This window comes from Pantoea sp. SYBGC1 (assembly GCF_057197005.1).
Genome location: NZ_JBXUNM010000004.1, coordinates 309197 through 332249, shown reverse-complemented (window position 1 = coordinate 332249; position 23053 = coordinate 309197). Strand labels below are relative to the sequence as shown.

Here is a 23053-nt window from a genome sequence, read left to right as displayed (position 1 = left end):
GTCTGAAATTTGCCGGCGGTTAATATAGATCGAAAGAGCGTGTTAAATCACCTTTTTTTACCTGTCTCTGATACAGAGATATTCCTGGCGTTAAAAGGGATAATTAAGCTGTTAATTCAGTAATCAATAAATCAATACCGGTATTCAATCAATAACAATCACTCTCCTGATATATAGAGACCAATGTTTATCTGCCAGGCAGTTAAGTTTTTGTTTCAAAAGCGCACAACCCGCCATTGCCTGCCAGAGTGATATCGCGCACTCTCAGAGAGACAAAACGATAACAGAAGCCACTGCCTGGCTTCTGACCAGATTAGTGCAATGACGCTAATCAGTTAATCATTTCAGGATGGGATCACATGACAGGTATAAAAAGCTCTGCTGCAGACGACTCCCTGCTGCGGCATCGATCGTTTGTGGCTTTCTGGCTGGCGCGCACCTGCTCGTCATTTGGCTTTCAGATGTTTTCAGTGGCGGTCAGCTGGCAAATCTATGCCCTGACACACAGCGCGCTGGCGCTGGGTATGATCGGCTTAATGCAGTTTTTACCCTCGGTACTGCTGGCGCTGCCGGCTGGTCATCTGGCCGATCAGCACGACCGTCGTCGCATTGTTTTGGTGGGGCAGTTGATTGAGTGGGCAGCGCTGCTTGCGCTGGTGGCGCTGACGCTGCTGCACTGGGCAGGAAGCGTTGAGATCTGGGGGCTGGTGTTTCTGATCTCTGTAGCAAAGGCGCTGGAGTGGCCGGCTATCACCTCTATGCTGCCGGCGCTGGTGCCGCCGCCGGTTCTGGCCCGCGCAATGGCCGCCAGTTCAGTAGGCGGTCAGGCGGCGGTGATCGTTGGCCCGACGCTGGGCGGCCTGCTTTATGTCGCCGGGCCTGAAGTAGTGTATGGCGTTTCCGCGCTGTTCTATCTCTTCTCTCTCGTACTGATTAGCCGCCTGCGCTACGCGCGGCCGCCGCAGTCGCGCATGCCAATGAACCTGACCAACATGTTCGCTGGCGTGCGTTTTATCCGCGAGCGCAAAGATGTGCTGGGCGTGATCTCGCTTGACCTGTTTGCCGTGCTGCTGGGCGGGGCCACGGCGCTGCTGCCGATTTTTGCGCAGGATATTCTGCATACCGGGCCGTGGGGACTGGGCATGCTGCGCGGCGCACCGTCAGTCGGGGCGCTGGTGGTGGGCGTCTGGCTTAGCCGTAATAAGCTGGAGAAGCACGTCGGTATGATCATGTTTGGCTCGGTTGCCGGTTTTGGTCTGGCGACGCTGCTGTTTGCGCTTTCTACCCAGCTCTGGCTGTCGCTGCTGGCGCTGGCTGCGCTGGGGGGATTTGATATGGTCAGTATGGTGATCCGCGGTGCGCTGGTACAGCTCGATACGCCGGATGATATGCGGGGTCGCGTCAACGCCGTGAACGCTATTTTTATCAATACGTCCAATCAGCTGGGGGAGTTTGAATCTGGCCTGCTGGCCGCATGGCTGGGGGCGGTACCGGCGGCCGCGCTGGGCGGGATAGGTACGCTGATAGTGGTCGCCGTCTGGATGACGCTTTTCCCGCATCTGCGCAAACGGCAAAAGCTGGAGAGTGAAAGCAACGTGTAGATGAGAGCGCCCGGCGCAGCGTAACGCCGCCGGGCACATCAGCAGACCGGCAGCCGGTCTGCCTGGCGTCGGCGCGTTATGCCACGCCGTTGACCAGGATAACGCGGTAGTTAGCGCCTTTCACGCGGTGCGCTTTCGCTTCCTGATAAGCCGGACTGTGATACCAGGCGCGCGCGGCGTCCATATCGGCAAACGCCAGAACGACAACGCCTTCGGCATCCCGGCCTTCCAGCACTTCCTGCTCGCCATAAAAAGCCAGCGGCGTGATCTGATGATCGCCACGCGCGTCGCCCGCTTTCTGTGAGTAGGTTGCCAGCTCATCTTTATCCAGCGTCTCATCCTTAATCATTACCATGTAAGCGGTCATTACTTCTCTCCCCGTGCCTGACGTTTATCTTCGGTGTTGTGCTCAAAATCGCTGGCGTCATGCCGCTCCAGCAGCTGATCCTGCGGTTCAGCGGCAAAAGCGCGATTAACTTTGCGCCCGCGTACGACCGCCGGACGCTCTGCGATCTCCTTCGCCCAGCGCACCACGTTGGTGTAAGCCTGCACATCCAGAAACTCTGCTGCGCCATACAGGCCATTCAGCACCAGGTTGCCATACCAGGGCCAGGTCGCGATATCCGCGATAGTATAGGCGTCACCTGCAAGGAAGCGGCGATCCGCCAGCTGGCGATCCAGCACATCCAGCTGACGCTTCGCTTCCAGCGTAAAGCGGTTGATGGCGTACTCAATTTTTTCCGGCGCATAGTGGTAGAAGTGGCCAAAGCCGCCGCCAAGATAGGGCGCAGAACCCTGCAGCCAGAAGAGCCAGTTCAGGGTTTCAGTACGGCCCGCCACATCTTCAGGAATAAAGTAGCCAAACTTCTCCGCCAGATAGAGCAGGATATTACCCGATTCAAACACCCGCTGCGGCGGCGTCACGGAGTGGTCGCTCAGCGCCGGAATTTTAGAGTTAGGGTTCACATCAACAAAACCGCTGGAGAACTGATCGCCTTCACCAATGCGGATGAGCCAGGCGTCATACTCCGCCTCTTTTACGCCCACCGCCAGCAGCTCCTCCAGCAGAATGGTAACCTTCTGACCATTTGGCGTGCCGAGCGAGTAGAGCTGCAGCGGATGTTTCCCGACCGGCAGCGCCTGCTCATGCGTGGCGCCAGCGGCAGGGCGGTTCGTGCTGGCGCCGTTGCCTTTGGCTTCCGGTTCCCAGGTCCAGACTTTTGCGGGCTGATACTGATTATCTGACATCGTCATTTCACCTTATGGTCGTGAGCGTTGCGCTGCCACTGAGTGTAGCAGCGCCATTCCGCGCCGATTTAACCGCGCTGGCGGTGAGCGGGTTTGCGGGATCAGGTACAGTTCTCCTGGGTATAGAGCATAAAGTCGACTTTGCCCGGCGCGTAAGTATCAGGCTGCTCGCGCTCTTCCAGATGCCGCAGCAGCAGGGTCAGAGCGAGTTCAGCATGGCGCTGCGTGTTCTGATCAAGGGTCAGGGTCAGGATGCGCTGCTGCAGCAGCTGGCGCGTAGTCGCATAAAGTTCATGCGTCACATAAACTGTGCTGCCGCACAGCCGATGGCGCGCCAGCGCTTCATAAATCTGGGTATTGCCCATGCCGGTGTTGTAGAGTCCGGCGATCTGGCGCGATCCCGCCAGCGTTTTCTCCAGCAGCCGGCTGATACGTTCACGATCGTCCTGGCCGGCGAGGATCTCACGCAGCCGCAGCTGCGGAAAGCGCTCAGCCAGCACCTGCTGAAAACCTTCAATACGCTGCTGGTGCGCGAGGTAGTCAGCGCGACCGCTGATCAGTACCACATCCCCTGTACTGGCCGCCATGCTGCCGAGCATCAGGCCCGCCGTGCGTCCCGCTTTGTATTGATCGATACCGACATGGCAGAGCCGCGGCGCGTCAGGCAGATCGCTCACCAGCGTGATGACCGGCACGCCCCGCGCCTGGCAGCTGGCCAGCGCCTGATAGATCAGCGGGCTGGCGTGAGCAAACACAATCAGCCCGTCCATTCTTTTACTGCCGGCATCGATATGGGCCGCCAGCTTTTCCGGCGCATCTTCCGGGATAAGCGTGCGATGCAGCCGGACGCGCCGGTAGCCCAGCGCATCTGCCAGGCGGGCGAACTCCTGCGCCAGCTGCTGAAAGAAGAATGAGCCGTTGCCGCTCAGGATGACCTCAATCTGCCAGCTGTGGCGATGCTCCTCCGGCAGAATACGTTTTAAGCCCGCCTCCCGGGCTGCCTGCAGCACTTTTCGCGTCATCGCAGGCGAGACGCCCCCGCGATCGTTCAGAACCCGATCCACGGTTGCGACGCCAACGCCTGCGCGCTTAGCCAGTCCGGCCAGCGTGGTTGCTTTCATTTGAGTTAATTCCATCAAAAACTGCGTTCTGACAGCCTGCCAGAACGGGATATTTTGACAAGACAGGGCATTCTGAAGTGTGAGCTAAAGGAGGAGATCCGCAGCTTTGATGTTGATAGGGCGGTGATAATAGTGCTGCTGCAGAAGGGCGCGGTGAAGCCTGGCGCGATGTAAGCGGTGCGTTTCCCCCTGCAGGGCACAGGGGGAAAATACTGCCTGATACTGCAGTCAGAGGTTCAGCAGCTCGCGCTCAATCAGTTCGCGCGTCTCCACCGCCTGATAGCGCATCTTCTCCGGATAGCCGAACAGCGCCGCTGAGATAATCGACTCACCGCCGACTTTGAAGCTGCGACGGGCAAAATCCATCTCGCGCAGCGCTTCAAACAGCGCATCGAAGTTGACTTCGCCTTCTCCCACCGCGACGTGCTGGTGAATGGTTGCGTCCACGCCAGGCGGGTTCACAATATAGCGGCAGTGTTTGGTGTGGTTCATGGTATCGGCAATCAGCATATGCGACAGATCGTCACCGGCATAATGCAGCATGTTTTTTACATCCCCTTTGCCTTTGTCGTAATAGAAGGTGTGGGGCGCGCTATAGATATACTTCACGTTATCGCTGCGAAACGACTTAACGATATCTGCCGTTTCATTACTCTCTTCGCAGAAATCCCACGGATGCGCCTGGATTTCAATGCGGATCCCTTCACGCTCGACAATCGGCAGCAGCTCCTCCATAGAGCGGTAGAACATCTCTTCGCAGATCTCTGGCTCATTAGGGTTGCCGGAGAGCTCGGTATTGATAACCTGCACGCCCATTTCAACCGCAATTTCAATCATGCGCTTCCAGTTTTTTACCGCCGCCTGACGCCGCAGCTCGTCAGGCCCCGACCAGCGATAAACCGTAATGAAAGAAGAGATCTCGGTGCCGGTGGCGTTCAGCGCATTTTTATATTCGCGCAGGATTTCGCGGCTGGCTTTGGGGTGTTTATAAAAGGGATTGATCTGCGGATGGGGTGATTGCTCAATATATTTATAGCCCCATTCCGCCACCTGATGCACCATCCGGGTAATGCCGAGATCCCGGATAACGTCCACGTCAAAAGCAATTTTCATGCTGTCGCTTCTCCTGCGCTATTTCGCTGCCAGCGTTGTTTCGGACAGGCGGAAGCTGATGCAGAAACGCCAGGCAGACAGAGAGTGTGTTTATCAGCCACTATAGGAAGGGAGGCCGGCACGTTCTACGATTTTGCTGATGTAAAACCATCAGTATGGCACCTGGTACGGGGTGGAAAAGCAGCAGGGCAGGCGAAATGGATAACGCAGAAAAGCAAAAACCCGGCCATAAGGCCGGGTTTTCTGGATTTTGGTGCCCGAACCCGGAATCGAACCAGGGACACGCGGATTTTCAATCCGCTGCTCTACCGACTGAGCTATTCGGGCAACGGGGCGCATTAAACCTTAATGGCCGCAGATCGTCAACGGGTTTTAGCAAAAAAGCGCGCTATCCGTGACTGACTGCCTGCTTTTCAGGCATGTCAGCCCTTTTTCAGGCGAGCGCGCCGTTCTGACGACAGAGCGCAATACTGAATACATCTTCCGCCAGACGCCGGGCGGTCGCCACATCCTGTACGTTACGTTTCACCAGCAGTTTGCTCAGGCAGCCTTCGAGGATCAGTTCCATCTGATCGGCCACCATCGCGGGATTGTCCAGCGCCAGCTCCACCAGGATCTCATGGGTAAACTGCCATGAGTGGCGCTTCTGCTGCTCCGCCAGCTGGTGCACCGGCTGGTCAGGCTGCGGATAGAAGCTGCAGGCAGCAATAAACAGGCAGCCAGGAAACCGGCCTTTGCTGACATACTCTGCCAGCACGTCATAGCGCGCCATCAGCTTTTGCGCGGGGCTGAGCCGCTCATCCAGCTGTACCTGACGTCGCCAGCTGTCGATCTGCTGACCGTGATAGCGCAGTGCATCATAGAGCAGCGCATCGCAGTCGGGCCAGTAGCGGGTCAGCTGTGCGGTGCTGAGGCCGGTTTCACCCGCCAGCTGCGGCAGCGACAGGGTAGCCGCCAGGCCGTGTTGTTCGAGCACATTCAGCGCATGCTCCAGAATTTGTTCGCGTTGCACATGACTCTCCTCTGGAATATCGGCCCGCTCGTCGATGAGCGGGCAGTGGCTGAACCAGTGTCGTTTAACGCGGCAGATTCTGCAAATGCGCGCGAAACGCTGCCGCACGCAGAAAGCCGCTGATACGGGAATCGGGGATCTCGCGACCCTGCGCGTCAAAAAACAGAATGGTCGGTAATCCCGGCACCTGCAGCTGCTTCAGCAGGGCGTTGTCCTGCGCGCTGTTTGCGGTGACATCCGCCTGCAGCAGCTGCACGTCAGCAAGCGCGCTGGCGACTGCCGGATCGCTGAAGGTATATTTTTCAAACTCTTTGCAGGCGACACACCAGTCGGCATAGAGATCGAGCATGGTGATGCGCCCTGGTGCCTGCTGCAGCGCCTGCTCAAGCTCCGCGCTGCTGCTGATGCGCTTAAAGGGCAGGTGGGCCACGTTCTGGCTTGCCGTAGCGCCAAACGCCCACTCCTGCAGCGGCCGCGCCATAATCAGCGCTGCCCCTAACATCACCACCGGTACAACGCGCCACTTGCCGCGCGCGTTGATGCTGTGAATAAATGCCCAGCTGAAAAACGCTACGCCCAGCAGGCTCCAGAGCCGCAAACCCCAGGTGTCGCCGAGGATACGCTCCAGCAGAAATACCGGCAGCGCCAGGATAACAAACCCGAACGCCTCTTTTACCGTCTGCATCCACGGGCCGCTTTTGGGCAGCAGACGATGGCCAAAAAGCGTCACGGCGATCAGCGGCAGCCCCATTCCCACGGCGTAGAGCCACAGCGTACCGGCGCCGGCCCACAGGTTTCCACTCTGCGCGATATACAGCAGGATCGCGCTGAGCGGCGCCGTGGTGCAGGGGGAGCAGATAAGTCCGGCCAGCGCGCCCATGATAAATACGCCAGGCAGCGAGCCGCCGCGCTGCTGATTGCTCCAGAGCGCAAGACGCGTCTGCAGGCTGGCGGGCAGCTGCAGCGAAAACAGGCCAAACATCGACAGCGCCAGCAGAATAAACAGCAGCGACAGACCCGCCAGGACGTATGGATGCTGCAGCGCCGCCTGAAAGCGCAGCCCGGCCGCCGCGACCACAACGCCCAAAAGCGTGTAGGTCAGCGCCATGCCCTGCACATAGACCAGCGCCAGCGCCAGCAGCCGGCCAGCGCTGTAGCGGCGTGCGCCGCCGAGGATAATGCCGGAGATTAGCGGGTACATCGGCAGGACGCAGGGGGTAAAGGCGACGCCGATACCGATCAGTAGCGCCCAGAGCGGCGAGAAGGGCAGCGGCGCGGCAGCGGGCTGCGCCGTAACCGGCGTGCTGCCGCCGCTGACGGCGCTCAGCGGAATAGTACGGCTCTCCGGCGGGTAGCAGAATCCGGCCGCGGCGCAGCCCTGATACGTCACCGTCAGCGTGGCGCCCGCATCCGCCCGCTGCAGCGTTACCGGCAGCGTCACTGCCTGACGATAAATCTCGCTTTTGCCGTAAAATTCATCCTCATGCGCCTCACCTGGCGGCAGCGTCAGCGGGGCCAGCTGCGCATGCTGAGCCGTAATCTTCATCTGCTGACGATAGAGATAGTAGCCGGGCCTGACCTGCCAGTTCAGCGTCAGCGTTGAGCCCCGCTGAGAAAAATCAAACTGAAAGGCCTGATCGACCGGCACAAAGCGGCTGGTGGATTTCGGCGCAAAGAGATCGGCCTGAGCCGACAGGCAAAGCAGCAGCGTCAGGCAGAGCGTCAGCAGGCGGGAAAAAGATGCAGCCATAACAGATTAATCAACTCCGGTAGTGCAGAAGCGGTGAGCATAGCACGCCCGCTTCGGCACAGGATTTCACAATGTAACGGCGTCAGAGGATCAGACTGCCAAACAGAAAGCCAAACGCCACGGAAAAGGCGATGGCCAGTATGCCCGGAATGATAAAGGAGTGGTTAAAGACAAACTTGCCGATTCGCGTCGAACCGGTGTCATCCATCTCCACTGCGGCCAGCAGCGTCGGATAGGTAGGCAGAACAAAGAGCGCTGATACCGCAGCAAAAGAGGCCACTGCCGCCAGCGGCGAGACGCCGAGCATCAGCGCTGCCGGCATCAGCGCTTTGGTGGTTGCCGCCTGCGAATAGAGCAGGGTGGCGGCAAAAAACAGCACCAGCGCCAGCATCCAGGGATAGCGCTGCAGCATGTCACCCGCCAGAGTCTGGATCTCGCTCAGATGCGCTTTAACGAAGGTGTCGCCCAGCCACGCCACGCCCATAACGCAGATACAGGCGCTCATGCCCGACTTAAAGGTGCTGGCGCTGAGGATCTCACTGCTGTCCACGCGGCAGGTCAGGCAGATCAGCGTAGCGACCGTGAGCATAAACACGACGATCGCTTCGTTACGCGGCAACACCGGGTTGGCGATCAGGCCCACGCTGTCGCTGATGGCGGTGGCATAGAGCACCACTGCCACAATGCCGGTGAGAAACAGTAATACGGCGCGGCGCGCGCCAGGCCGGATGGCATACACTTTCTCACCGCGCAGCGTCACGTCGCCTCTGGCAAGTCGCGCCTGATAGATAGCATCATCCTTTAGTTCCGTACCGAGAAAGTTGGTAATCACCGCCGCGCAGAATATTGCCGCCATCGTGGAGGGCAGCGCCACGCCCAGCAGCGCCAGATAGCTGACGCCGCGTGGTTCGAGTATAGAGGCAAAGAATACCACTGCGGCGGAGAGCGGTGAGGCGGTGATCGCAATCTGGGAGGCCACCACCGCGATGGAGAGCGGACGCGATGGCCTGACGCCCTGCTCTTTGGCGACTTCAGCGATAACCGGCAGCGTGGAGAACGCGGTGTGGCCGGTGCCGGCCAGCAGCGTCATCAGATAGGTGACCAGCGGCGCCAGAAAAGTGACGTAGCGCGGGTGGCGGCGCAGCAGCTTTTCCGCCAGCCCGACCAGGTAATCCATGCCGCCTGCGACCTGCATAGCAGCAATCGCGGCGATAACGGCCATAATAATTTCGATCACATCAAACGGGATTGCGCCGGGCTTCATGCCGCACACCAGCGTCAGTATCAGCACTCCCAGTCCGCCGGCAAAGCCGATTCCGATACCGCCCAGGCGGGCACCGAGCCAGATCGCCATGAATACCACTGCCAGTTCCACTGCTATCATCCGTTTCTCTCCTCAGGCTGCAGAACGTGCCCCCTGAATGTTGTAGTCGCCAGAGATAAAAAAAGCACGCCGTATTGTATACAGGCGTGCCCGGGGCGACATGATCGGAAACAGATTACTGTTCGTTTTCGTCGGTATAACGTTTCGCTTTATAGGTCGGATGCATCAGGTTCTGGACAGAGAAGATATCATCCAGCTCCGCTTCGGTCAGCAGACCGCGCTCCAGCACCACTTCACGTACGCTTTTGCCGGTTTCAGCACAGACTTTACCCACGATATCGCCGTTGTGATGGCCGATGTAGGGATTGAGATAGGTGACAATACCGATAGAGTTGAATACGTACGCTTCGCAGACCGCTTTGTTCGCCGTAATGCCGTTAACGCATTTTTCCAGCAGGTTATAGCAGGCGTTAGTCAGGATGCTGACGGATTCAAACAGCGCCTGTCCAATCACCGGTTCCATCACGTTGAGCTGCAGCTGACCCGCCTCAGACGCCATGGTCACCGTGGTATCGTTGCCGATAACTTTAAAACAGACCTGATTAACCACTTCCGGCACCACCGGATTGACTTTGGCTGGCATGATCGAGGAGCCCGCCTGCAGTTCCGGCAGGTTGATTTCGTTCAGGCCGGCGCGCGGGCCGGAAGAGAGCAGACGCAGGTCGTTGCAGATTTTTGACAGCTTCACCGCCAGACGTTTCAGCGCTGAATGCACCATCACGTAGGCGCCGCAGTCTGACGTCGCTTCAATCAGATCTTCCGCTGGCACCACCGGCAGATTACTGACTTCCGCCAGACGCTGTACAGCCAGCTGCTGATAGCCGTCCGGCGTATTCAGGCGGGTACCGATTGCGGTTGCGCCAAGGTTAACTTCCAGCAGCAGCTCAGCGGTGCGCAGAATACTGCGGGTCTCTTCATTCAGCAGCACGTTAAACGCGTGGAACTCCTGGCCCAGCGACATCGGCACCGCATCCTGCAGCTGGGTGCGGCCCATCTTCAGGATGTTTTCAAACTCCACGGCTTTGCGCTGAAAGCCTTCACTCAGCTGGGCGATCGCATCCAGCAGCTTGAGAATAGAGGCGTAAACCGCGATCCGGAAGCCGGTCGGGTAGGCATCGTTGGTTGACTGGCATTTGTTAACGTGGTCGTTGGGGTTGAGGTACTGATACTCACCTTTCTGGTGACCCATCAGTTCCAGACCGATATTTGCCAGCACTTCGTTGGTATTCATGTTCACCGAGGTGCCGGCGCCGCCCTGATAAACATCTACCGGAAACTGATCCATGCATTTGCCGTTGTTCAGCACCTCATCGCAGGCCTGAATGATGGTATTCGCAATGTTGCGTGGGATCGTCTGCAGCTCTTTGTTGGCCAGCGCGGCTGCTTTTTTGACCATCACCATGCCGCGGACAAACTCAGGAATGTCGCTGATTTTACTGCTACTGATATAGAAATTTTCAATCGCACGCAGAGTATGAACACCGTAGTAAGCATCCGCCGGCACTTCGCGCATGCCTAACAGGTCTTCTTCGATACGAATGTTGTTCGCCATGATTACCTTCTTATTATTGCTGCTCTGATACCGCCACGCATCCGGCATGGATGGAGAGCGAATAACACGCAGGTGAAGCAATTATATTGTCGTGGAATACCAGTGCCGACATTTTATCCATCTTCGGGCTGGCGGGCACGATCATATTCTGTCACGGCAGAAATGCTCGTACACAGATCACTTTACGGACATTTGCCCGGCAAGTGGTAATAACGATATGTGATGTATCTCTCACTTTTATGTCAAAAGGATTTATTTGGCCGGTGCGGTTGAAATCCGCCGCGCGGATGCCCATCTCTCTGCCTATGATCGTCACGATCGCTCTGTTTCTGCCGCCTGGCCTGTCGCGAGGCGGCCCAACTCACAGGAGACACCGGTGCGCTGGTTACCGTTTTTACTCTTTTTTGTCCTGGCGTGGATTGAGATCACGCTGTTTATCCAGGTAGCGCACGCGCTGGGCGTGCTGCTGACCATGCTGCTGGTGATTTTTACCTCCTGTATCGGCGTGTCGCTGGTGAAAAATCAGGGCATGAAAAACTTTATGCTGATGCAGGAGAAGCTGGCGCGTAACGAAAGTCCGGCGGTGGAGATGATTAAAAGCGTCTCGCTGATCATCGCCGGTGTGCTGCTGCTGCTGCCCGGCTTCTTTACCGATTTTCTCGGCCTGCTGCTGCTGCTGCCGCCGGTGCAAAAGCTCCTGACGCTGAGGCTGATGCCGCATCTGCGCGTCTGGCGCGGTCCGGGGCAGGGGCCAGACAGCGGCGTAACGATGGATGGTGAATTTGAGCGTAAAGATCAGGATCGCATCGGCCACGATAAAGATCGCTGAGGCAAGCGAGGCGGCGCAAGCCGCCTTATTTGTATTCTTTTTAAGCACCTGTAGCACAAACAAAAATTTTTTTATTTTTTTCCCCTTGAAACTCTTCTGTCTGCCCCTATCTCTTCCTGCACGAGGCCGGAACCCTCAAGCCCGGCGTTCAACCCAAAAATGAATGATTGGACTTCTCAAAGGAGAGCTACCAAATGAAAATTCGTCCGTTGCACGATCGCGTTATCGTCAAGCGTAAAGAAGTTGAAGCTAAATCAGCAGGCGGTATCGTTCTGACCGGCTCTGCAGCTGGCAAATCAACCCGTGGTGAAGTTCTGGCTGTTGGCAATGGCCGCATCCTGGACAACGGCGAGATCAAGCCGCTGGACGTGAAAGTGGGTGATCTGGTGATTTTCAGCGAAGGCTACGGTGCAAAAACCGAGAAAATCGACAACGAAGAAGTTCTGATCATCTCTGAAAGCGACATCCTGGCGATTGTCGAAGCGTAATTTACGCGTAATTCACTGAACGAAACGAATTTAAGGGAAATTTGAAATGGCAGCTAAAGACGTAAAATTCGGTAATGACGCACGCGTAAAAATGCTGCGTGGCGTGAACGTACTGGCAGATGCAGTAAAAGTTACCCTGGGCCCGAAAGGCCGTAACGTGGTTCTGGATAAATCTTTTGGTGCACCGACCATCACTAAAGATGGTGTTTCTGTTGCGCGTGAAATCGAGCTGGAAGATAAGTTCGAGAACATGGGTGCACAGATGGTGAAAGAAGTCGCGTCTAAAGCAAATGATGCAGCAGGCGACGGCACCACCACCGCAACCGTTCTGGCACAGTCTATCGTCAACGAAGGCCTGAAAGCCGTTGCGGCTGGCATGAACCCGATGGATCTGAAGCGCGGTATCGATAAAGCCGTTATCGCTGCTGTTGAGCAGCTGAAAGCGCTGTCTGTACCTTGCCAGGATACCCGTGCAATCGCGCAGGTAGGTACTATTTCTGCTAACTCCGATGAGAGCGTGGGTACCCTGATCGCCCAGGCGATGGAAAAAGTGGGTAAAGAAGGCGTTATCACCGTTGAAGAAGGCACCGGCCTGCAGGACGAGCTGGACGTAGTGGAAGGTATGCAGTTCGATCGCGGCTACCTCTCTCCTTACTTCATCAACAAGCCAGAAACCGGCGCAGTTGAGCTGGAAAGCCCGTTCATTCTGCTGGCTGACAAAAAAATCTCCAACATCCGTGAAATGCTGCCAGTACTGGAAGCCGTTGCGAAAGCGGGCAAACCACTGCTGATCATCGCGGAAGATGTGGAAGGTGAAGCACTGGCAACGCTGGTGGTGAACACCATGCGCGGTATCGTGAAAGTGGCTGCGGTGAAAGCGCCAGGCTTTGGCGACCGTCGTAAAGCGATGCTGCAGGATATCGCTATCCTGACCGGCGGTACCGTGATCTCTGAAGAGATCGGTATGGAGCTGGAGAAATCTACGCTGGAAGATCTGGGTCAGGCGAAGCGCGTCGTGATCAACAAAGATACCACCACCATCATTGATGGCGTGGGCGATCAGGGTGCTATCTCTGGCCGCGTATCGCAGATCCGTCAGCAGATCGAAGAAGCGACCTCAGATTACGATAAAGAGAAGCTGCAGGAGCGCGTAGCGAAACTGGCAGGCGGCGTAGCCGTACTGAAAGTAGGCGCCGCTACTGAAGTGGAAATGAAAGAGAAGAAAGCGCGCGTTGAAGATGCCCTGCACGCTACCCGTGCTGCGGTAGAAGAAGGCGTGGTAGCGGGCGGCGGCGTAGCGCTGGTTCGCGTTGCGGCTCAGCTGACCGATCTGCGTGGTCAGAACGAAGATCAGAACGTCGGTATCAAAGTTGCGCTGCGCGCAATGGAAGCTCCGCTGCGTCAGATCGTTTCCAACGCCGGTGAAGAGCCTTCCGTTGTAGCAAACAACGTGAAAGCCGGCGACGGTAACTACGGTTACAACGCGCAGACCGAAGAGTATGGCAACATGATCGACTTCGGTATTTTGGACCCGACCAAAGTAACCCGTTCTGCGCTGCAGTACGCGGCCTCTGTAGCTGGTCTGATGATCACTACCGAGTGCATGGTTACCGATCTGCCTAAAGGCGACGCACCTGATTTAGGCGCGGGCGCAGGCGGTATGGGTGGCATGGGCGGTATGGGCGGCATGATGTAATTGTCCCCGACAGCGTAAGCTATCTGCGAAACCCCCGACCGGAAACTGTCGGGGGTTTTTCTTTTGCTGGCGAACAGGGTATAAGTAGGGACGCAATCTTTCGGCTTTGTGGGTTCAGGGCAATGAATGTTCAGAAAAAAAGTGCGCTTTTCTGCTACGCTGCCGCCCGACACTGATGATAATAAAATGGGGATTACAATGCGGATTAACCTCTTACCCGGACTGGCAGCGGGTATCATGCTGCTGGCGGGTTGCAGCAGCTCAAATCAGCTGAGCGCCGCTGGCGAACGCGTTACGTTTGTCGATGAGCAGCCAGCAAGTCAATGTCAGCTTCTGGGCAACGTCACCGGCTCACAGAGCAACTGGCTGAGCGGGGCAGGCGGCGAAAACAGCGCGCTGCGCGGTGCTGCCAACGATCTGCGCAACCGGGCGGCTGAAATGGGCGGCAACGTTATTTATGGTGCCACCAGCCCGACGCAGAATCTGCTTTCTGCGTTCGCACCGCTCGACAGCAAAATGACCGGCCAGGTTTACAAGTGTCCGTAATAGCAGAGCAGCAATAAAAAAGCCGCGTGAGCGGCTTTTTTATTTGCGGCGGAATGTGGGGGTTACGAGCCGCTATGGTCGCCATGAATGGCGACCCTGCATAAGCACGCCGGGCGCGCATCAATTGCGGCACGTCTGTTTACAGGGTGCGCATTCATGCGCACCGGAGAGCGAGCATTACTCCTGACGCAGCTGCAGGTCCAGCGGGGTTTTGCTCGGCTCACCGCCAATCTCACGCGCCAGTCTGGGAACCATATAGCCGGAGACCTGGCTAAGCAGCTGGCGCATCAGCGCGCGCGCTTCGGTATCTGAAACAAAGAAGTGGGCAGCGCCCTGAACTTTGTCAAGCACGTGGAGATAGTAGGGCAGAATGCCGGCATCAAACAGCGCATTGCTCAGCTCAGCCAGCGTATCCGCATTATCATTAACGCCGCGCAGCAGCACGCTCTGATTCAGCAGCGTCACGCCCGATCGTTTCAGCAGCTGCAGGCGCGCGCGCAGCGCCTCATCAATCTCCTGCGCATGATTGATATGGCTTACCAGCAGCACCTGCAGGCGGGTGTCAGTCAGCAGCTGGCACAGCGTTTCCGTAATGCGCGCCGGGATCACCACCGGCAGCCGGCTGTGGATACGCAGTCGCTTCAGATGCGGGATCTGCTCCAGCGCCGCAATCAGCCAGGCCAGCTCATGATCTTTAGCCATTAGCGGATCGCCGCCGGAAAGGATAATCTCATCCAGCTCCGGGTGCGCGGCAATATAGTCGATCGCCGCCTGCCAGTTACGCTTGTTGCCCTGATTATCCTGATAAGGAAAGTGACGACGGAAACAGTAGCGGCAGTTTACCGCACAGCCCCCTTTGACCAGCAGCAGCGCGCGGTTTTTATACTTGTGCAGCAGGCCCGGCACCACGCTGCTCTGCTCATCGAGCGGATCGGTAGTGTAGCCCGGCGCATCGGTAAACTCCTGGCGGCTGGTCAGTACCTGCAGCAGCAGAGGGTCACCGGCATCGCCGTGGCGCATGCGCTGGATGAAGGCGCGCGGCACGCGCAGGGCAAAAAGCTGGCGTGCAGCGTGGCCGGCAGCTAATTCCTGATGATGTTCGAGGCCTAAAAGTTGCAGTAATTCAGCAGGATCGGTGACAACATCAGCAAGTTGCTGCAACCAATCTTCTCTGACAGGGGAATTTAGGGTTACAATGTGTGCCATTTTTTTGGCTATTACCAGTTAATATCTACAGAGGGCCTTTATGGCGACTTATCTTAGCAACGATTTTCGTTCCGGTCTTAAAATCATGTTCGAAGGCGAACCTTATGCCATCGAATCCAGTGAATTCGTAAAACCGGGTAAAGGCCAGGCTTTCGCACGCGTTAAAATGCGTCGTCTGCTGACCGGTTCTCGCGTTGAGAAGACTTTCAAATCTACCGACTCTGCCGAAGGCGCAGACGTTCGTGATATGACGCTGCAGTACTCTTACAACGACGGTGATTTCTTCTACTTTATGCACCCTGAGTCGTTTGAACAGTACCAGGTTGAAGCAAAAGTACTGGACGACGTGACCAAGTGGCTGCAGGACAACGCAGAGTGTATCGTAACCCTGTGGAACGACAAACCGATTGCCGTTCAGCCGCCTAACTTCATCGAAGCAGAAGTTACCGAAACCGATCCGGGTCTGAAAGGCGACACCGCCGGAACCGGCGGCAAGCCAGCGACCCTGTCGACCGGCGCAGTCATTAAAGTGCCACTCTTCGTTCAGATTGGCGAAGTGGTGAAAGTCGATACCCGTTCAGGTGAATACGTTTCCCGCGTAAAATAAGCACGACAACAGCACTCAATCAGGCGCATCAATGATGCGCCTTTTTTTATGCCTGCAAAACGCGATGCCGGCGTGAATTTTTCCGGGGCGCAGCTACCAGGGCTGCAGAAGCGGACTATGCTTTAAAAGCTGTACTTTTACTGCAACCAACAAGGATATGGCTATGTTTAAGAAAAGTATTGTCGCAATTTTCTCTGTGCTGGTGCTCTCTTCGGTACTGAGCGGCTGTAACACCACGCGCGGCGTTGGTGAAGATGTCGAAGCGGGTGGTCAGGCAATTCAGCGCAGCACCCAGTAAAATCTGCCGGTGCGAAAGCTTTCGCACCGCTCTTTTTTTTCTCTGACCTGCCAGCTTCTCTTCCGCTACGCCTCGTTGTTTGCAGCTTCTGTTCCGGGTAGACTTCCACCCCTTATTTGTATGAGGAGTCATCACCATGAGCGAAACGGCAAGCTGGCAGCCGAGCGCACCCATTGCCAATTTGTTGAAACGCGCCGCGATTCTGGCGGAAATCAGGCGTTTCTTTGCCGATCGCGGCGTGCTTGAAGTGGATACCCCGGCGATGAGCCAGGCCACTATTACCGATATCCATCTGGTGCCGTTTCAGACGCGTTTTGTCGGACCTGGCGCCAGCGAAGGCCGCGATCTCTGGCTGATGACCAGCCCGGAATACCATATGAAACGGCTGCTGGCCGCTGGCAGCGGGCCGATCTACCAGATGGGGCGCTGCTTCCGTAATGAAGAGGCGGGGCGTCATCACAATCCTGAATTCACCATGCTGGAGTGGTATCGCCCGCACTACGATATGTATCGCCTGATGAACGAGGTGGACGATCTGCTGCAGCAGGTGCTGGAGTGCGACACCGCAGAATCCCTCTCCTACCAGCAGGCATTTATCCGTCATCTGGAGATTGATCCGCTCTCTGCGGATAAAACGCAGCTGCGCGAAGCCGCGACAAAACTCGGCGAGGGTGAGCTGGCGCAGCGCGAAGAGGATCGCGATACGCTGCTGCAGCTGCTGTTTATGCTGGGCGTGGAGCCGAAAATTGGCAACGATAAACCCTGCTTCGTCTATCACTTCCCGGCAAGTCAGGCTGCGCTGGCGGAGATCAGCACGGAAGATCATCGCGTTGCTGAACGCTTCGAGGTTTATTATAAAGGGGTTGAGCTGGCGAACGGCTTTCGCGAGCTGACCGACAGCCGTGAGCAGCGTCAGCGTTTCGAACAGGATAACCGCCGTCGTGCGGCGCGCGGGCTGCCGCAGCATCCGATTGACCACTATCTGCTGGATGCGCTGGCGCATGGTATGCCGGCCTGTTCCGGCGTGGCGCTGGGCGTGGATCGCCTGATTATGCTGGCGCTGAAAGCCAGCGCGCTGAGCGACGTCATCGCGTTTCCGGTCGACAGAAGCTGAGAGCGTCAGGTTAAGCGCGGCGCTGGCTGGCGCCGCGGCTTACTGGGCGGTGGTTACGGGCGCGGCAGCTTCCGGAAACTCCTGAATCGTAACCGGCAGCGTCATTTTTTGCTCATTGCGCAGCACCTGCACATCAATCACTGAGCCGGGGCGGATCTCCGCCACCTGATCCATCGTCTCCTGCGCGGAGAGCGCAGGCTTGCCATTGACCTGCAGCAGCACATCGTTGGCCTGGATCCCGGCGCTATCGGCCGGACCGCCCGGCGCGACGCTGTTAACAATTATTCCCTGTACGCGATCGAGATTGCTGCCCTGGCCGTGCAGCGGCGGCAGTTCACGTCCGGTAATGCCGATATAGCCGCGGATCACCCGCCCGTCGCGGATCAGTTTATCCATGATTTTGGCCGCCAGCGCGGTAGGAATAGCGAAGCCGATACCTTCCGGTGTTTCTCCGTCGTTGCTCTTATCAAAGGTCAGCGTGTTGATACCCATCAGTTCGCCCAGCGAATTGATCAGCGCGCCGCCTGAATTGCCCTGATTAATAGAGGCGTCGGTCTGCAGAAAATTTTGCCGGCCGGAAGAGCTCAGGCCGACGCGTCCGGTCGCGCTGATAATGCCCTGTGTGACCGTCTGCCCGAGGTTATAGGGGTTGCCTATCGCCATCACGACGTCACCAATGTGCGCTATTCGCGCGGCGTTAATGGGGATAACCGGCAGACCTGAGGCGCTGATTTTGAGCACGGCTAAATCGGTCATGGCGTCGGAGCCCACCAGGGTTGCTTCAAAAAAGCGGCCATCCTGCAGCGCTACGATGATCTGATCGGCGTTATTGATAACGTGTTTGTTGGTAAGGATGTACCCTTTCGCGTTCATGATCACACCTGAGCCGAGCGTGGTGATACCGCGATTATTGTTACCGTGGGCGCTGCGGTTGTAAACGTTGACTACGGCGGGCACGGCGCGGCGCACCCCCGGGTTAAAACTGAAAGGGGTTTCGTCAGCGCTGCTTTCATGATCAAAAGTGACGTCGCTGCCCATACGCAGCGCCGGAATCGCAACAAGCAGCAAGCCTGCTACGATCAGGCCCATCACCACTGCACGCAAAAGTTTAAGAAACATGGTGTTATTTCAAGCCAGGTGAGATCGCAGGGCAGAATAACATGAGAAAGGCGGACACACACCTGCTTGTCCGCCTGTCGGGAGGATTATCTCAGCAGCAGGTAGATACTCTCGTCGCCACGCACCACATTCAGCGCCAGCACCGGCGGTTTGCCCTCCAGCACTTTGCGCATCTCAGCGAGGCTCTGCACCCGGGTACGGTTTACGCCCACAATCACATCATCTTTCTGCAGACCGACCTGCTCAGCCGGCGTACCTTTTTCGATGGTGTCGACTTTAATGCCTTTATCACCTGTTTTGGTAGCGCCATCGCTCAGCTGCGCGCCCTGCAAAGCAGGAGACATCAGCTGCGCGCTGGCGGTGCTCTGCGCGCTCTGCTCCAGCGTAACGGTCACGCTGACCGGCTTACCGTCGCGCAGCAGACCGATTTTCACCTGCTGGCCTGGCGGCGTAGTGCCTACTTTAACGCGCAGTTCGGCGAAGCTGGCGATCGGCTTGTCGTTGATAGAGGTGATGATATCGCCCGATTTTATCCCCGCTTTCTCTGCGGCGGATTTTGGCAATACTTCAGAGACAAATGCGCCACGCTGCGCGTCAACGTTAAACGCTTTCGCAATATCCGCCGTCATCTCGGTGCCTTTGATACCCAGCTGGCCGCGCTTCACTTCGCCAAACTGAATCAGCTGCTGCGCCAGGTTGATCGCCATATCACTGGGGATGGCAAAGCCGATACCGATATTGCCGCCGCTTGATGCCAGGATCGCGGTGTTAATACCGATCAGTTCGCCGTTAAGGTTGACCAGCGCGCCGCCGGAGTTACCGCGGTTAATCGCCGCATCCGTCTGGATAAAGTTCTCCAGTCCTTCAAGATTAAGGCCGCTGCGGCCGAGTGCCGAGATGATCCCGGAGGTGGCCGTCTGACCCAGACCAAACGGATTACCGATGGCTACCGCAAAGTCGCCGACTTTCAGCGCATCAGAATCGGCGATTTTCACCTGCGTCAGGTTTTTAGCCCCTTCAACCTGAATCAGCGCGATATCTGTCTGCTCATCGTGACCAATCAGTTTGGCATCATACTCATTGCCGTCGCTGAGCTGGACGCTGATTTTGTCCGCGCCGTTTACGACGTGGTTATTTGTCAGAATGTAGCCTTTTGCCGCATCGATAATGACACCGGAACCCAGACCTTCAAACGGCTGAGGCTGCGACTGGCCGGGCGCCTGGCCAAAAAAACGCTTCAGCGGTTCCGGGATCTCCTGCGCCTGCTGACCGCTATCGCTGCCCTCTACGTGCACGCTGACCACCGCCGGCAGCACTTTCTCCAGCATCGGTGCCAGGCTTGGCAGCGCCTGCCCCTGAATCTGTGCCGGAAGCGCGGCCATCGCGCCTGACGTTGCGGCCAGGCTCATGCTGATACTCAGCGCCAGTGCGCTTAATAGTTTTGTTTGTTTTTTCATGGGTTATCAGGCTCTCGCTGCGAATAGGGGAGTACAGAAAGTGTGACAATCGTTTACTGCAAGTGTTCGAAACAAAAAGGGCACCGCATGAGGCGGTGCCCTGAAAAGATTAACTGCGGGGCGGGGTAGTGCGATCGCTGCCGCGCAGTAACCCGGAAGCGCCTTCAGAGTAGTCGCGCGGGATCTGCACCGGCGCCTGATCGTTATCCGCTTCCGCTTCCGTCAGCTGATAGGCGAACGGATTTTTTTCACCCGGCAGATTAGGCAGCAGATCGTTGGATCCTTTTGCCATGTGCTGATAAAGCTGGCGGTAATCGCGCGCCATATTGTCCAGCAGCTCTGCGCTCTGGGCAAAATGGTTGGTGAGCTCTTCGCGATAATCTGCCAGCTCCGCTTTTGATTTTTCCAGTTCATACTGCATGCTGCGCTGTTCGCGCAATTTTTTGTTGCCAAAACGCATAGCGACTGCGCCGACAATAATGCCAATCACTAAACCAATCAGCCCGTATTCCCAGGTCATAATAACTCCCGTGTAATTTCCGTTGCTTCGTAGGGCATTGCTTCAACTTCAACTTCAGCTTCACTATAAGTCACTATACCCGTTAATCTGCAGGAAGTGGAACTATCGGACTGTATCGCTTAGTGTAGAGCGGCCTAATTTTCAGCAACCGACACGTGAATCGGACTTTTCAGGGATTCTGAGAGAACCATGCAAACCTCATCTCCGCTTGCGCGCTATGAGCAGGCGCTGTCGCAGGGCGAGTTCCGCCCGGACGACGTACAACGTGAAGCTATAACCCGCTTAGACGCTATCCAGCAAGGGTTGATTGCCCGTCAGCAGCCGCGTGAAAACAGCGGCCGCGGCCTGCTGGGACGCCTCTCCCGGCTGGTCGGCAAAGAAAAAGCAGAGCCGGAAGCACCGGTACGCGGTCTCTATATGTGGGGCGGTGTGGGCCGGGGAAAAACCTGGGTCATGGACCTGTTTTTTCAGTCAATTCCTGGCGATCGTAAACTGCGACTGCACTTTCATCGGTTTATGCTGCGGGTACATGAGGAGCTGACGCAGCTGCAGGGGCAGAGCGATCCGCTGCAGATCGTGGCTGACCGTTTTAAAGCGGAGACCGATATCCTCTGCTTTGATGAATTTTTTGTCTCCGACATTACCGATGCCATGCTGCTGGGTACGCTGATGGAGGCGCTGTTCGCACGCGGGATCGCCCTGGTCGCCACCTCCAATATTCCGCCGGACGATCTCTACCGCAACGGTCTGCAGCGCGCGCGCTTTCTGCCCGCTATCGAGCAGATTAAACAGCACTGTGAAGTGATGAACGTGGATGCCGGCATCGACTATCGCCTGCGTACGCTGACGTCAGCACATCTGTGGAACCATCCGCTTAACGACGCCACGCAGGCAGAGATGACGCGCATGTTTCGTGCGCTGGCGGGCGGAGCGCCCGATGATGCACCGGTGCTGGAGATCAATCACCGGGAGATGCCCACCCGTGGAGTACATGAAGGCGTGCTCGCCATTGATTTTCTGACGCTGTGCGGGGCGGGGCGCAGCCAGCACGACTACATTGAGCTGTCGCGGCGTTTCCATAGCGTGCTGCTGTTTGATGTGCCGGTCATGATTTATAAAACTGAAGATCAGGCGCGCCGCTTTCTGGCGCTGGTGGATGAATTTTATGAACGCCACGTCAAACTGGTGGTGGCAGCGGAAACCTCGCTGTTTGAGATTTATCAGGGAACCCGGCTGAAGTTCGAGTATCAGCGCTGCCTGTCACGCCTGCAGGAGATGCAGAGCGAGGAGTATCTCCGGCTGCCGCATCTGCCGTGACGCCCGGCCAGAAATCGTGAATTTTGTCGCAAAAAGGTTCGATTTTTAAATCTGACTTCTCTATAATCTTGCGACCCCACGTTACAGCACAGCATTTCTTTTCCCGGAAAGCTGTGTGATCCGGTAACTCTACCTGAGGGGGTGGGCTTGCTGGGCGAAATGGTCGCGTGAGCCTCAATCGTTAACTTAGCGTTTGGGATTTCACCAACGTGTAACTTTTATTTGGGTAAGCTTTTCAATGAAAACTTTTACAGCTAAACCAGAAACCGTACAGCGTGACTGGTATGTTGTTGACGCAACTGGCAAAACCCTGGGTCGCCTGGCGACTGAACTGGCGCGCCGTCTGCGTGGTAAGCACAAAGCGGAATATACTCCGCACGTTGACACCGGTGATTACATCATCGTTCTGAACGCGGACAAAGTTGCTGTAACCGGCAACAAGCGTACCGACAAGATTTACTATCACCACACTGGTCACATCGGTGGTATCAAGCAGGCGACCTTCGAAGAGATGATTGCCCGCCGTCCTGAGCGTGTGATTGAAATCGCGGTTAAAGGCATGCTGCCAAAAGGCCCACTGGGTCGTGCTATGTACCGTAAACTGAAAGTTTACGCAGGCAACGAGCACAACCACGCGGCGCAGCAACCGCAAGTTCTTGACATTTAATCGGGATTATAGGCAATGGCTGAAACTCAAAACTACGGCACTGGTCGCCGCAAAAGCTCTGCCGCTCGCGTCTTTATCAAGCCGGGTAGCGGTAACATCGTAATTAACCAGCGCTCTCTGGAGCAGTACTTCGGTCGTGAGACTGCACGCATGGTCGTGCGTCAGCCGCTGGAGCTGGTTGATATGGTTGGTAAACTGGATCTGTACATCACCGTTAAAGGTGGTGGTATTTCTGGTCAGGCTGGTGCGATCCGTCACGGTATCACCCGCGCTCTGATGGAATACGACGAATCTCTGCGTGCAGAACTGCGCAAAGCGGGCTTTGTTACCCGTGATGCTCGTCAGGTTGAACGTAAGAAAGTCGGCCTGCGTAAAGCACGTCGTCGTCCTCAGTTCTCCAAGCGTTAA

Annotated in this window: 23 protein-coding genes and 1 tRNA gene; 11 read left to right on the top strand and 13 right to left on the bottom strand. The window is 56.7% G+C overall.

Annotated features, from left to right (window positions below; translation table 11 throughout):
• Positions 1-359 precede the first annotated feature (359 nt).
• Entirely contained in the window at positions 360-1601 is a 1242-nt protein-coding gene (locus AC2CF9_RS10580; protein ID WP_484556913.1) for an MFS transporter, read from the top strand.
• A gap of 76 nt (positions 1602-1677) precedes the next feature.
• Here AC2CF9_RS10580 and AC2CF9_RS10575 read toward each other — a convergent pair whose 3' ends face one another.
• From AC2CF9_RS10575 to aspA, 9 genes are all read right to left on the bottom strand, one after another.
• Positions 1678-1968 (bottom strand): DUF1330 domain-containing protein, encoded by a 291-nt coding sequence (locus AC2CF9_RS10575; RefSeq protein ID WP_039382107.1) that lies wholly within the window; start codon positions 1966-1968, stop codon positions 1678-1680.
• Complete coding sequence (yghU, locus tag AC2CF9_RS10570; RefSeq protein WP_484556912.1) at positions 1968-2849, bottom strand: glutathione-dependent disulfide-bond oxidoreductase; 882 nt, start codon at positions 2847-2849, stop codon at positions 1968-1970. The genes AC2CF9_RS10575 and yghU overlap by 1 nt, the downstream gene beginning before the upstream one ends.
• A gap of 101 nt (positions 2850-2950) precedes the next feature.
• Entirely contained in the window at positions 2951-3970 is a 1020-nt protein-coding gene (locus tag AC2CF9_RS10565; RefSeq protein ID WP_039382113.1) for a LacI family DNA-binding transcriptional regulator, read from the bottom strand.
• Between the two features lie 228 nt (positions 3971-4198).
• On the bottom strand, positions 4199-5083 hold the full coding sequence (locus AC2CF9_RS10560) for a sugar phosphate isomerase/epimerase family protein (RefSeq protein WP_484556911.1): 885 nt from the start codon (positions 5081-5083) through the stop codon (positions 4199-4201).
• 251 nt (positions 5084-5334) lie between these two features.
• Positions 5335-5410, bottom strand: a tRNA-Phe gene (locus AC2CF9_RS10555).
• A gap of 106 nt (positions 5411-5516) precedes the next feature.
• Entirely contained in the window at positions 5517-6095 is a 579-nt protein-coding gene (gene dicD / locus AC2CF9_RS10550) for a division control transcriptional repressor DicD (protein WP_150018243.1), read from the bottom strand.
• 64 nt (positions 6096-6159) lie between these two features.
• The gene (locus tag AC2CF9_RS10545) at positions 6160-7845 is read right to left on the bottom strand and encodes a protein-disulfide reductase DsbD (RefSeq protein ID WP_484556910.1); all 1686 of its coding nucleotides are present in this window, start codon (positions 7843-7845) and stop codon (positions 6160-6162) included.
• An 82-nt stretch (positions 7846-7927) separates the two neighbouring features.
• On the bottom strand, positions 7928-9229 hold the full coding sequence (locus AC2CF9_RS10540; protein WP_484556909.1) for an anaerobic C4-dicarboxylate transporter: 1302 nt from the start codon (positions 9227-9229) through the stop codon (positions 7928-7930).
• 115 nt (positions 9230-9344) lie between these two features.
• Positions 9345-10781, bottom strand: a complete 1437-nt coding sequence (gene aspA, locus AC2CF9_RS10535; RefSeq protein ID WP_065650517.1) for an aspartate ammonia-lyase — start codon at positions 10779-10781, stop codon at positions 9345-9347.
• A gap of 376 nt (positions 10782-11157) precedes the next feature.
• Between aspA and AC2CF9_RS10530 the strand changes: the two genes are divergently transcribed.
• From AC2CF9_RS10530 to AC2CF9_RS10515, 4 genes are all read left to right on the top strand, one after another.
• The gene (locus tag AC2CF9_RS10530; RefSeq protein ID WP_190315032.1) at positions 11158-11610 is read left to right on the top strand and encodes an FxsA family protein; all 453 of its coding nucleotides are present in this window, start codon (positions 11158-11160) and stop codon (positions 11608-11610) included.
• 194 nt (positions 11611-11804) lie between these two features.
• The gene (locus AC2CF9_RS10525) at positions 11805-12098 is read left to right on the top strand and encodes a co-chaperone GroES (RefSeq protein ID WP_039382130.1); all 294 of its coding nucleotides are present in this window, start codon (positions 11805-11807) and stop codon (positions 12096-12098) included.
• A 46-nt stretch (positions 12099-12144) separates the two neighbouring features.
• A complete protein-coding gene (groL, locus tag AC2CF9_RS10520; protein ID WP_104085595.1) occupies positions 12145-13794 on the top strand; it encodes a chaperonin GroEL in 1650 nt (549 codons plus the stop codon).
• A gap of 198 nt (positions 13795-13992) precedes the next feature.
• Complete coding sequence (locus AC2CF9_RS10515) at positions 13993-14340, top strand: DUF4156 domain-containing protein (protein WP_039385686.1); 348 nt, start codon at positions 13993-13995, stop codon at positions 14338-14340.
• Positions 14341-14517: 177 nt separating this feature from the next.
• Here AC2CF9_RS10515 and epmB read toward each other — a convergent pair whose 3' ends face one another.
• Positions 14518-15546 (bottom strand): EF-P beta-lysylation protein EpmB, encoded by a 1029-nt coding sequence (gene epmB, locus AC2CF9_RS10510; protein WP_150018247.1) that lies wholly within the window; start codon positions 15544-15546, stop codon positions 14518-14520.
• A 40-nt stretch (positions 15547-15586) separates the two neighbouring features.
• Here epmB and efp point away from each other — a divergent pair, with 40 nt between their 5' ends.
• The 3 genes from efp (at position 15587) to epmA (ending at position 17565) form a co-directional block, all read left to right on the top strand.
• Entirely contained in the window at positions 15587-16153 is a 567-nt protein-coding gene (gene efp / locus AC2CF9_RS10505) for an elongation factor P (RefSeq protein WP_150018248.1), read from the top strand.
• Between the two features lie 163 nt (positions 16154-16316).
• Positions 16317-16451 carry an entericidin A/B family lipoprotein gene (locus tag AC2CF9_RS10500; RefSeq protein WP_039382142.1) on the top strand — a complete coding sequence of 45 codons (135 nt, stop codon included), beginning with the start codon at positions 16317-16319 and terminating at the stop codon, positions 16449-16451.
• A 136-nt stretch (positions 16452-16587) separates the two neighbouring features.
• Entirely contained in the window at positions 16588-17565 is a 978-nt protein-coding gene (epmA, locus tag AC2CF9_RS10495) for an elongation factor P--(R)-beta-lysine ligase (RefSeq protein ID WP_039382145.1), read from the top strand.
• A 39-nt stretch (positions 17566-17604) separates the two neighbouring features.
• Here the strand turns inward: epmA and degS are convergent, their stop codons facing one another.
• From degS to zapG, 3 genes are all read right to left on the bottom strand, one after another.
• The gene (gene degS, locus AC2CF9_RS10490; RefSeq protein ID WP_150018249.1) at positions 17605-18684 is read right to left on the bottom strand and encodes an outer membrane-stress sensor serine endopeptidase DegS; all 1080 of its coding nucleotides are present in this window, start codon (positions 18682-18684) and stop codon (positions 17605-17607) included.
• Between the two features lie 86 nt (positions 18685-18770).
• The gene (gene degQ, locus AC2CF9_RS10485) at positions 18771-20141 is read right to left on the bottom strand and encodes a serine endoprotease DegQ (protein WP_484556908.1); all 1371 of its coding nucleotides are present in this window, start codon (positions 20139-20141) and stop codon (positions 18771-18773) included.
• A gap of 109 nt (positions 20142-20250) precedes the next feature.
• The gene (gene zapG / locus AC2CF9_RS10480; RefSeq protein WP_094110668.1) at positions 20251-20661 is read right to left on the bottom strand and encodes a Z-ring associated protein ZapG; all 411 of its coding nucleotides are present in this window, start codon (positions 20659-20661) and stop codon (positions 20251-20253) included.
• Positions 20662-20850: 189 nt separating this feature from the next.
• Between zapG and zapE the strand changes: the two genes are divergently transcribed.
• From zapE to rpsI, 3 genes are all read left to right on the top strand, one after another.
• A complete protein-coding gene (zapE, locus tag AC2CF9_RS10475) occupies positions 20851-21978 on the top strand; it encodes a cell division protein ZapE (protein WP_484556907.1) in 1128 nt (375 codons plus the stop codon).
• Positions 21979-22216: 238 nt separating this feature from the next.
• Positions 22217-22645: a 50S ribosomal protein L13 gene (rplM, locus tag AC2CF9_RS10470; RefSeq protein ID WP_039382157.1), complete on the top strand. Its 429-nt coding sequence runs from the start codon at positions 22217-22219 to the stop codon at positions 22643-22645.
• A gap of 15 nt (positions 22646-22660) precedes the next feature.
• A complete protein-coding gene (gene rpsI, locus AC2CF9_RS10465) occupies positions 22661-23053 on the top strand; it encodes a 30S ribosomal protein S9 (RefSeq protein ID WP_039382160.1) in 393 nt (130 codons plus the stop codon).

Coding starts and splice junctions, on each gene's coding strand:
- AC2CF9_RS10575 (WP_039382107.1), bottom strand. CDS start 1,968: ATGACCGCTTACATGGTAATGATTAAGGATGAGACGCTGGATAAAGAT.
- groL (WP_104085595.1), top strand. CDS start 12,145: ATGGCAGCTAAAGACGTAAAATTCGGTAATGACGCACGCGTAAAAATG.
- aspA (WP_065650517.1), bottom strand. CDS start 10,781: ATGGCGAACAACATTCGTATCGAAGAAGACCTGTTAGGCATGCGCGAA.
- AC2CF9_RS10500 (WP_039382142.1), top strand. CDS start 16,317: ATGTTTAAGAAAAGTATTGTCGCAATTTTCTCTGTGCTGGTGCTCTCT.
- zapE (WP_484556907.1), top strand. CDS start 20,851: ATGCAAACCTCATCTCCGCTTGCGCGCTATGAGCAGGCGCTGTCGCAG.
- AC2CF9_RS10525 (WP_039382130.1), top strand. CDS start 11,805: ATGAAAATTCGTCCGTTGCACGATCGCGTTATCGTCAAGCGTAAAGAA.
- yghU (WP_484556912.1), bottom strand. CDS start 2,849: ATGTCAGATAATCAGTATCAGCCCGCAAAAGTCTGGACCTGGGAACCG.
- rpsI (WP_039382160.1), top strand. CDS start 22,661: ATGGCTGAAACTCAAAACTACGGCACTGGTCGCCGCAAAAGCTCTGCC.
- zapG (WP_094110668.1), bottom strand. CDS start 20,661: ATGACCTGGGAATACGGGCTGATTGGTTTAGTGATTGGCATTATTGTC.
- AC2CF9_RS10515 (WP_039385686.1), top strand. CDS start 13,993: ATGCGGATTAACCTCTTACCCGGACTGGCAGCGGGTATCATGCTGCTG.
- efp (WP_150018248.1), top strand. CDS start 15,587: ATGGCGACTTATCTTAGCAACGATTTTCGTTCCGGTCTTAAAATCATG.
- degQ (WP_484556908.1), bottom strand. CDS start 20,141: ATGAAAAAACAAACAAAACTATTAAGCGCACTGGCGCTGAGTATCAGC.
- AC2CF9_RS10580 (WP_484556913.1), top strand. CDS start 360: ATGACAGGTATAAAAAGCTCTGCTGCAGACGACTCCCTGCTGCGGCAT.
- AC2CF9_RS10560 (WP_484556911.1), bottom strand. CDS start 5,083: ATGAAAATTGCTTTTGACGTGGACGTTATCCGGGATCTCGGCATTACC.
- AC2CF9_RS10545 (WP_484556910.1), bottom strand. CDS start 7,845: ATGGCTGCATCTTTTTCCCGCCTGCTGACGCTCTGCCTGACGCTGCTG.
- AC2CF9_RS10565 (WP_039382113.1), bottom strand. CDS start 3,970: ATGAAAGCAACCACGCTGGCCGGACTGGCTAAGCGCGCAGGCGTTGGC.
- AC2CF9_RS10540 (WP_484556909.1), bottom strand. CDS start 9,229: ATGATAGCAGTGGAACTGGCAGTGGTATTCATGGCGATCTGGCTCGGT.
- degS (WP_150018249.1), bottom strand. CDS start 18,684: ATGTTTCTTAAACTTTTGCGTGCAGTGGTGATGGGCCTGATCGTAGCA.
- epmA (WP_039382145.1), top strand. CDS start 16,588: ATGAGCGAAACGGCAAGCTGGCAGCCGAGCGCACCCATTGCCAATTTG.
- rplM (WP_039382157.1), top strand. CDS start 22,217: ATGAAAACTTTTACAGCTAAACCAGAAACCGTACAGCGTGACTGGTAT.
- epmB (WP_150018247.1), bottom strand. CDS start 15,546: ATGGCACACATTGTAACCCTAAATTCCCCTGTCAGAGAAGATTGGTTG.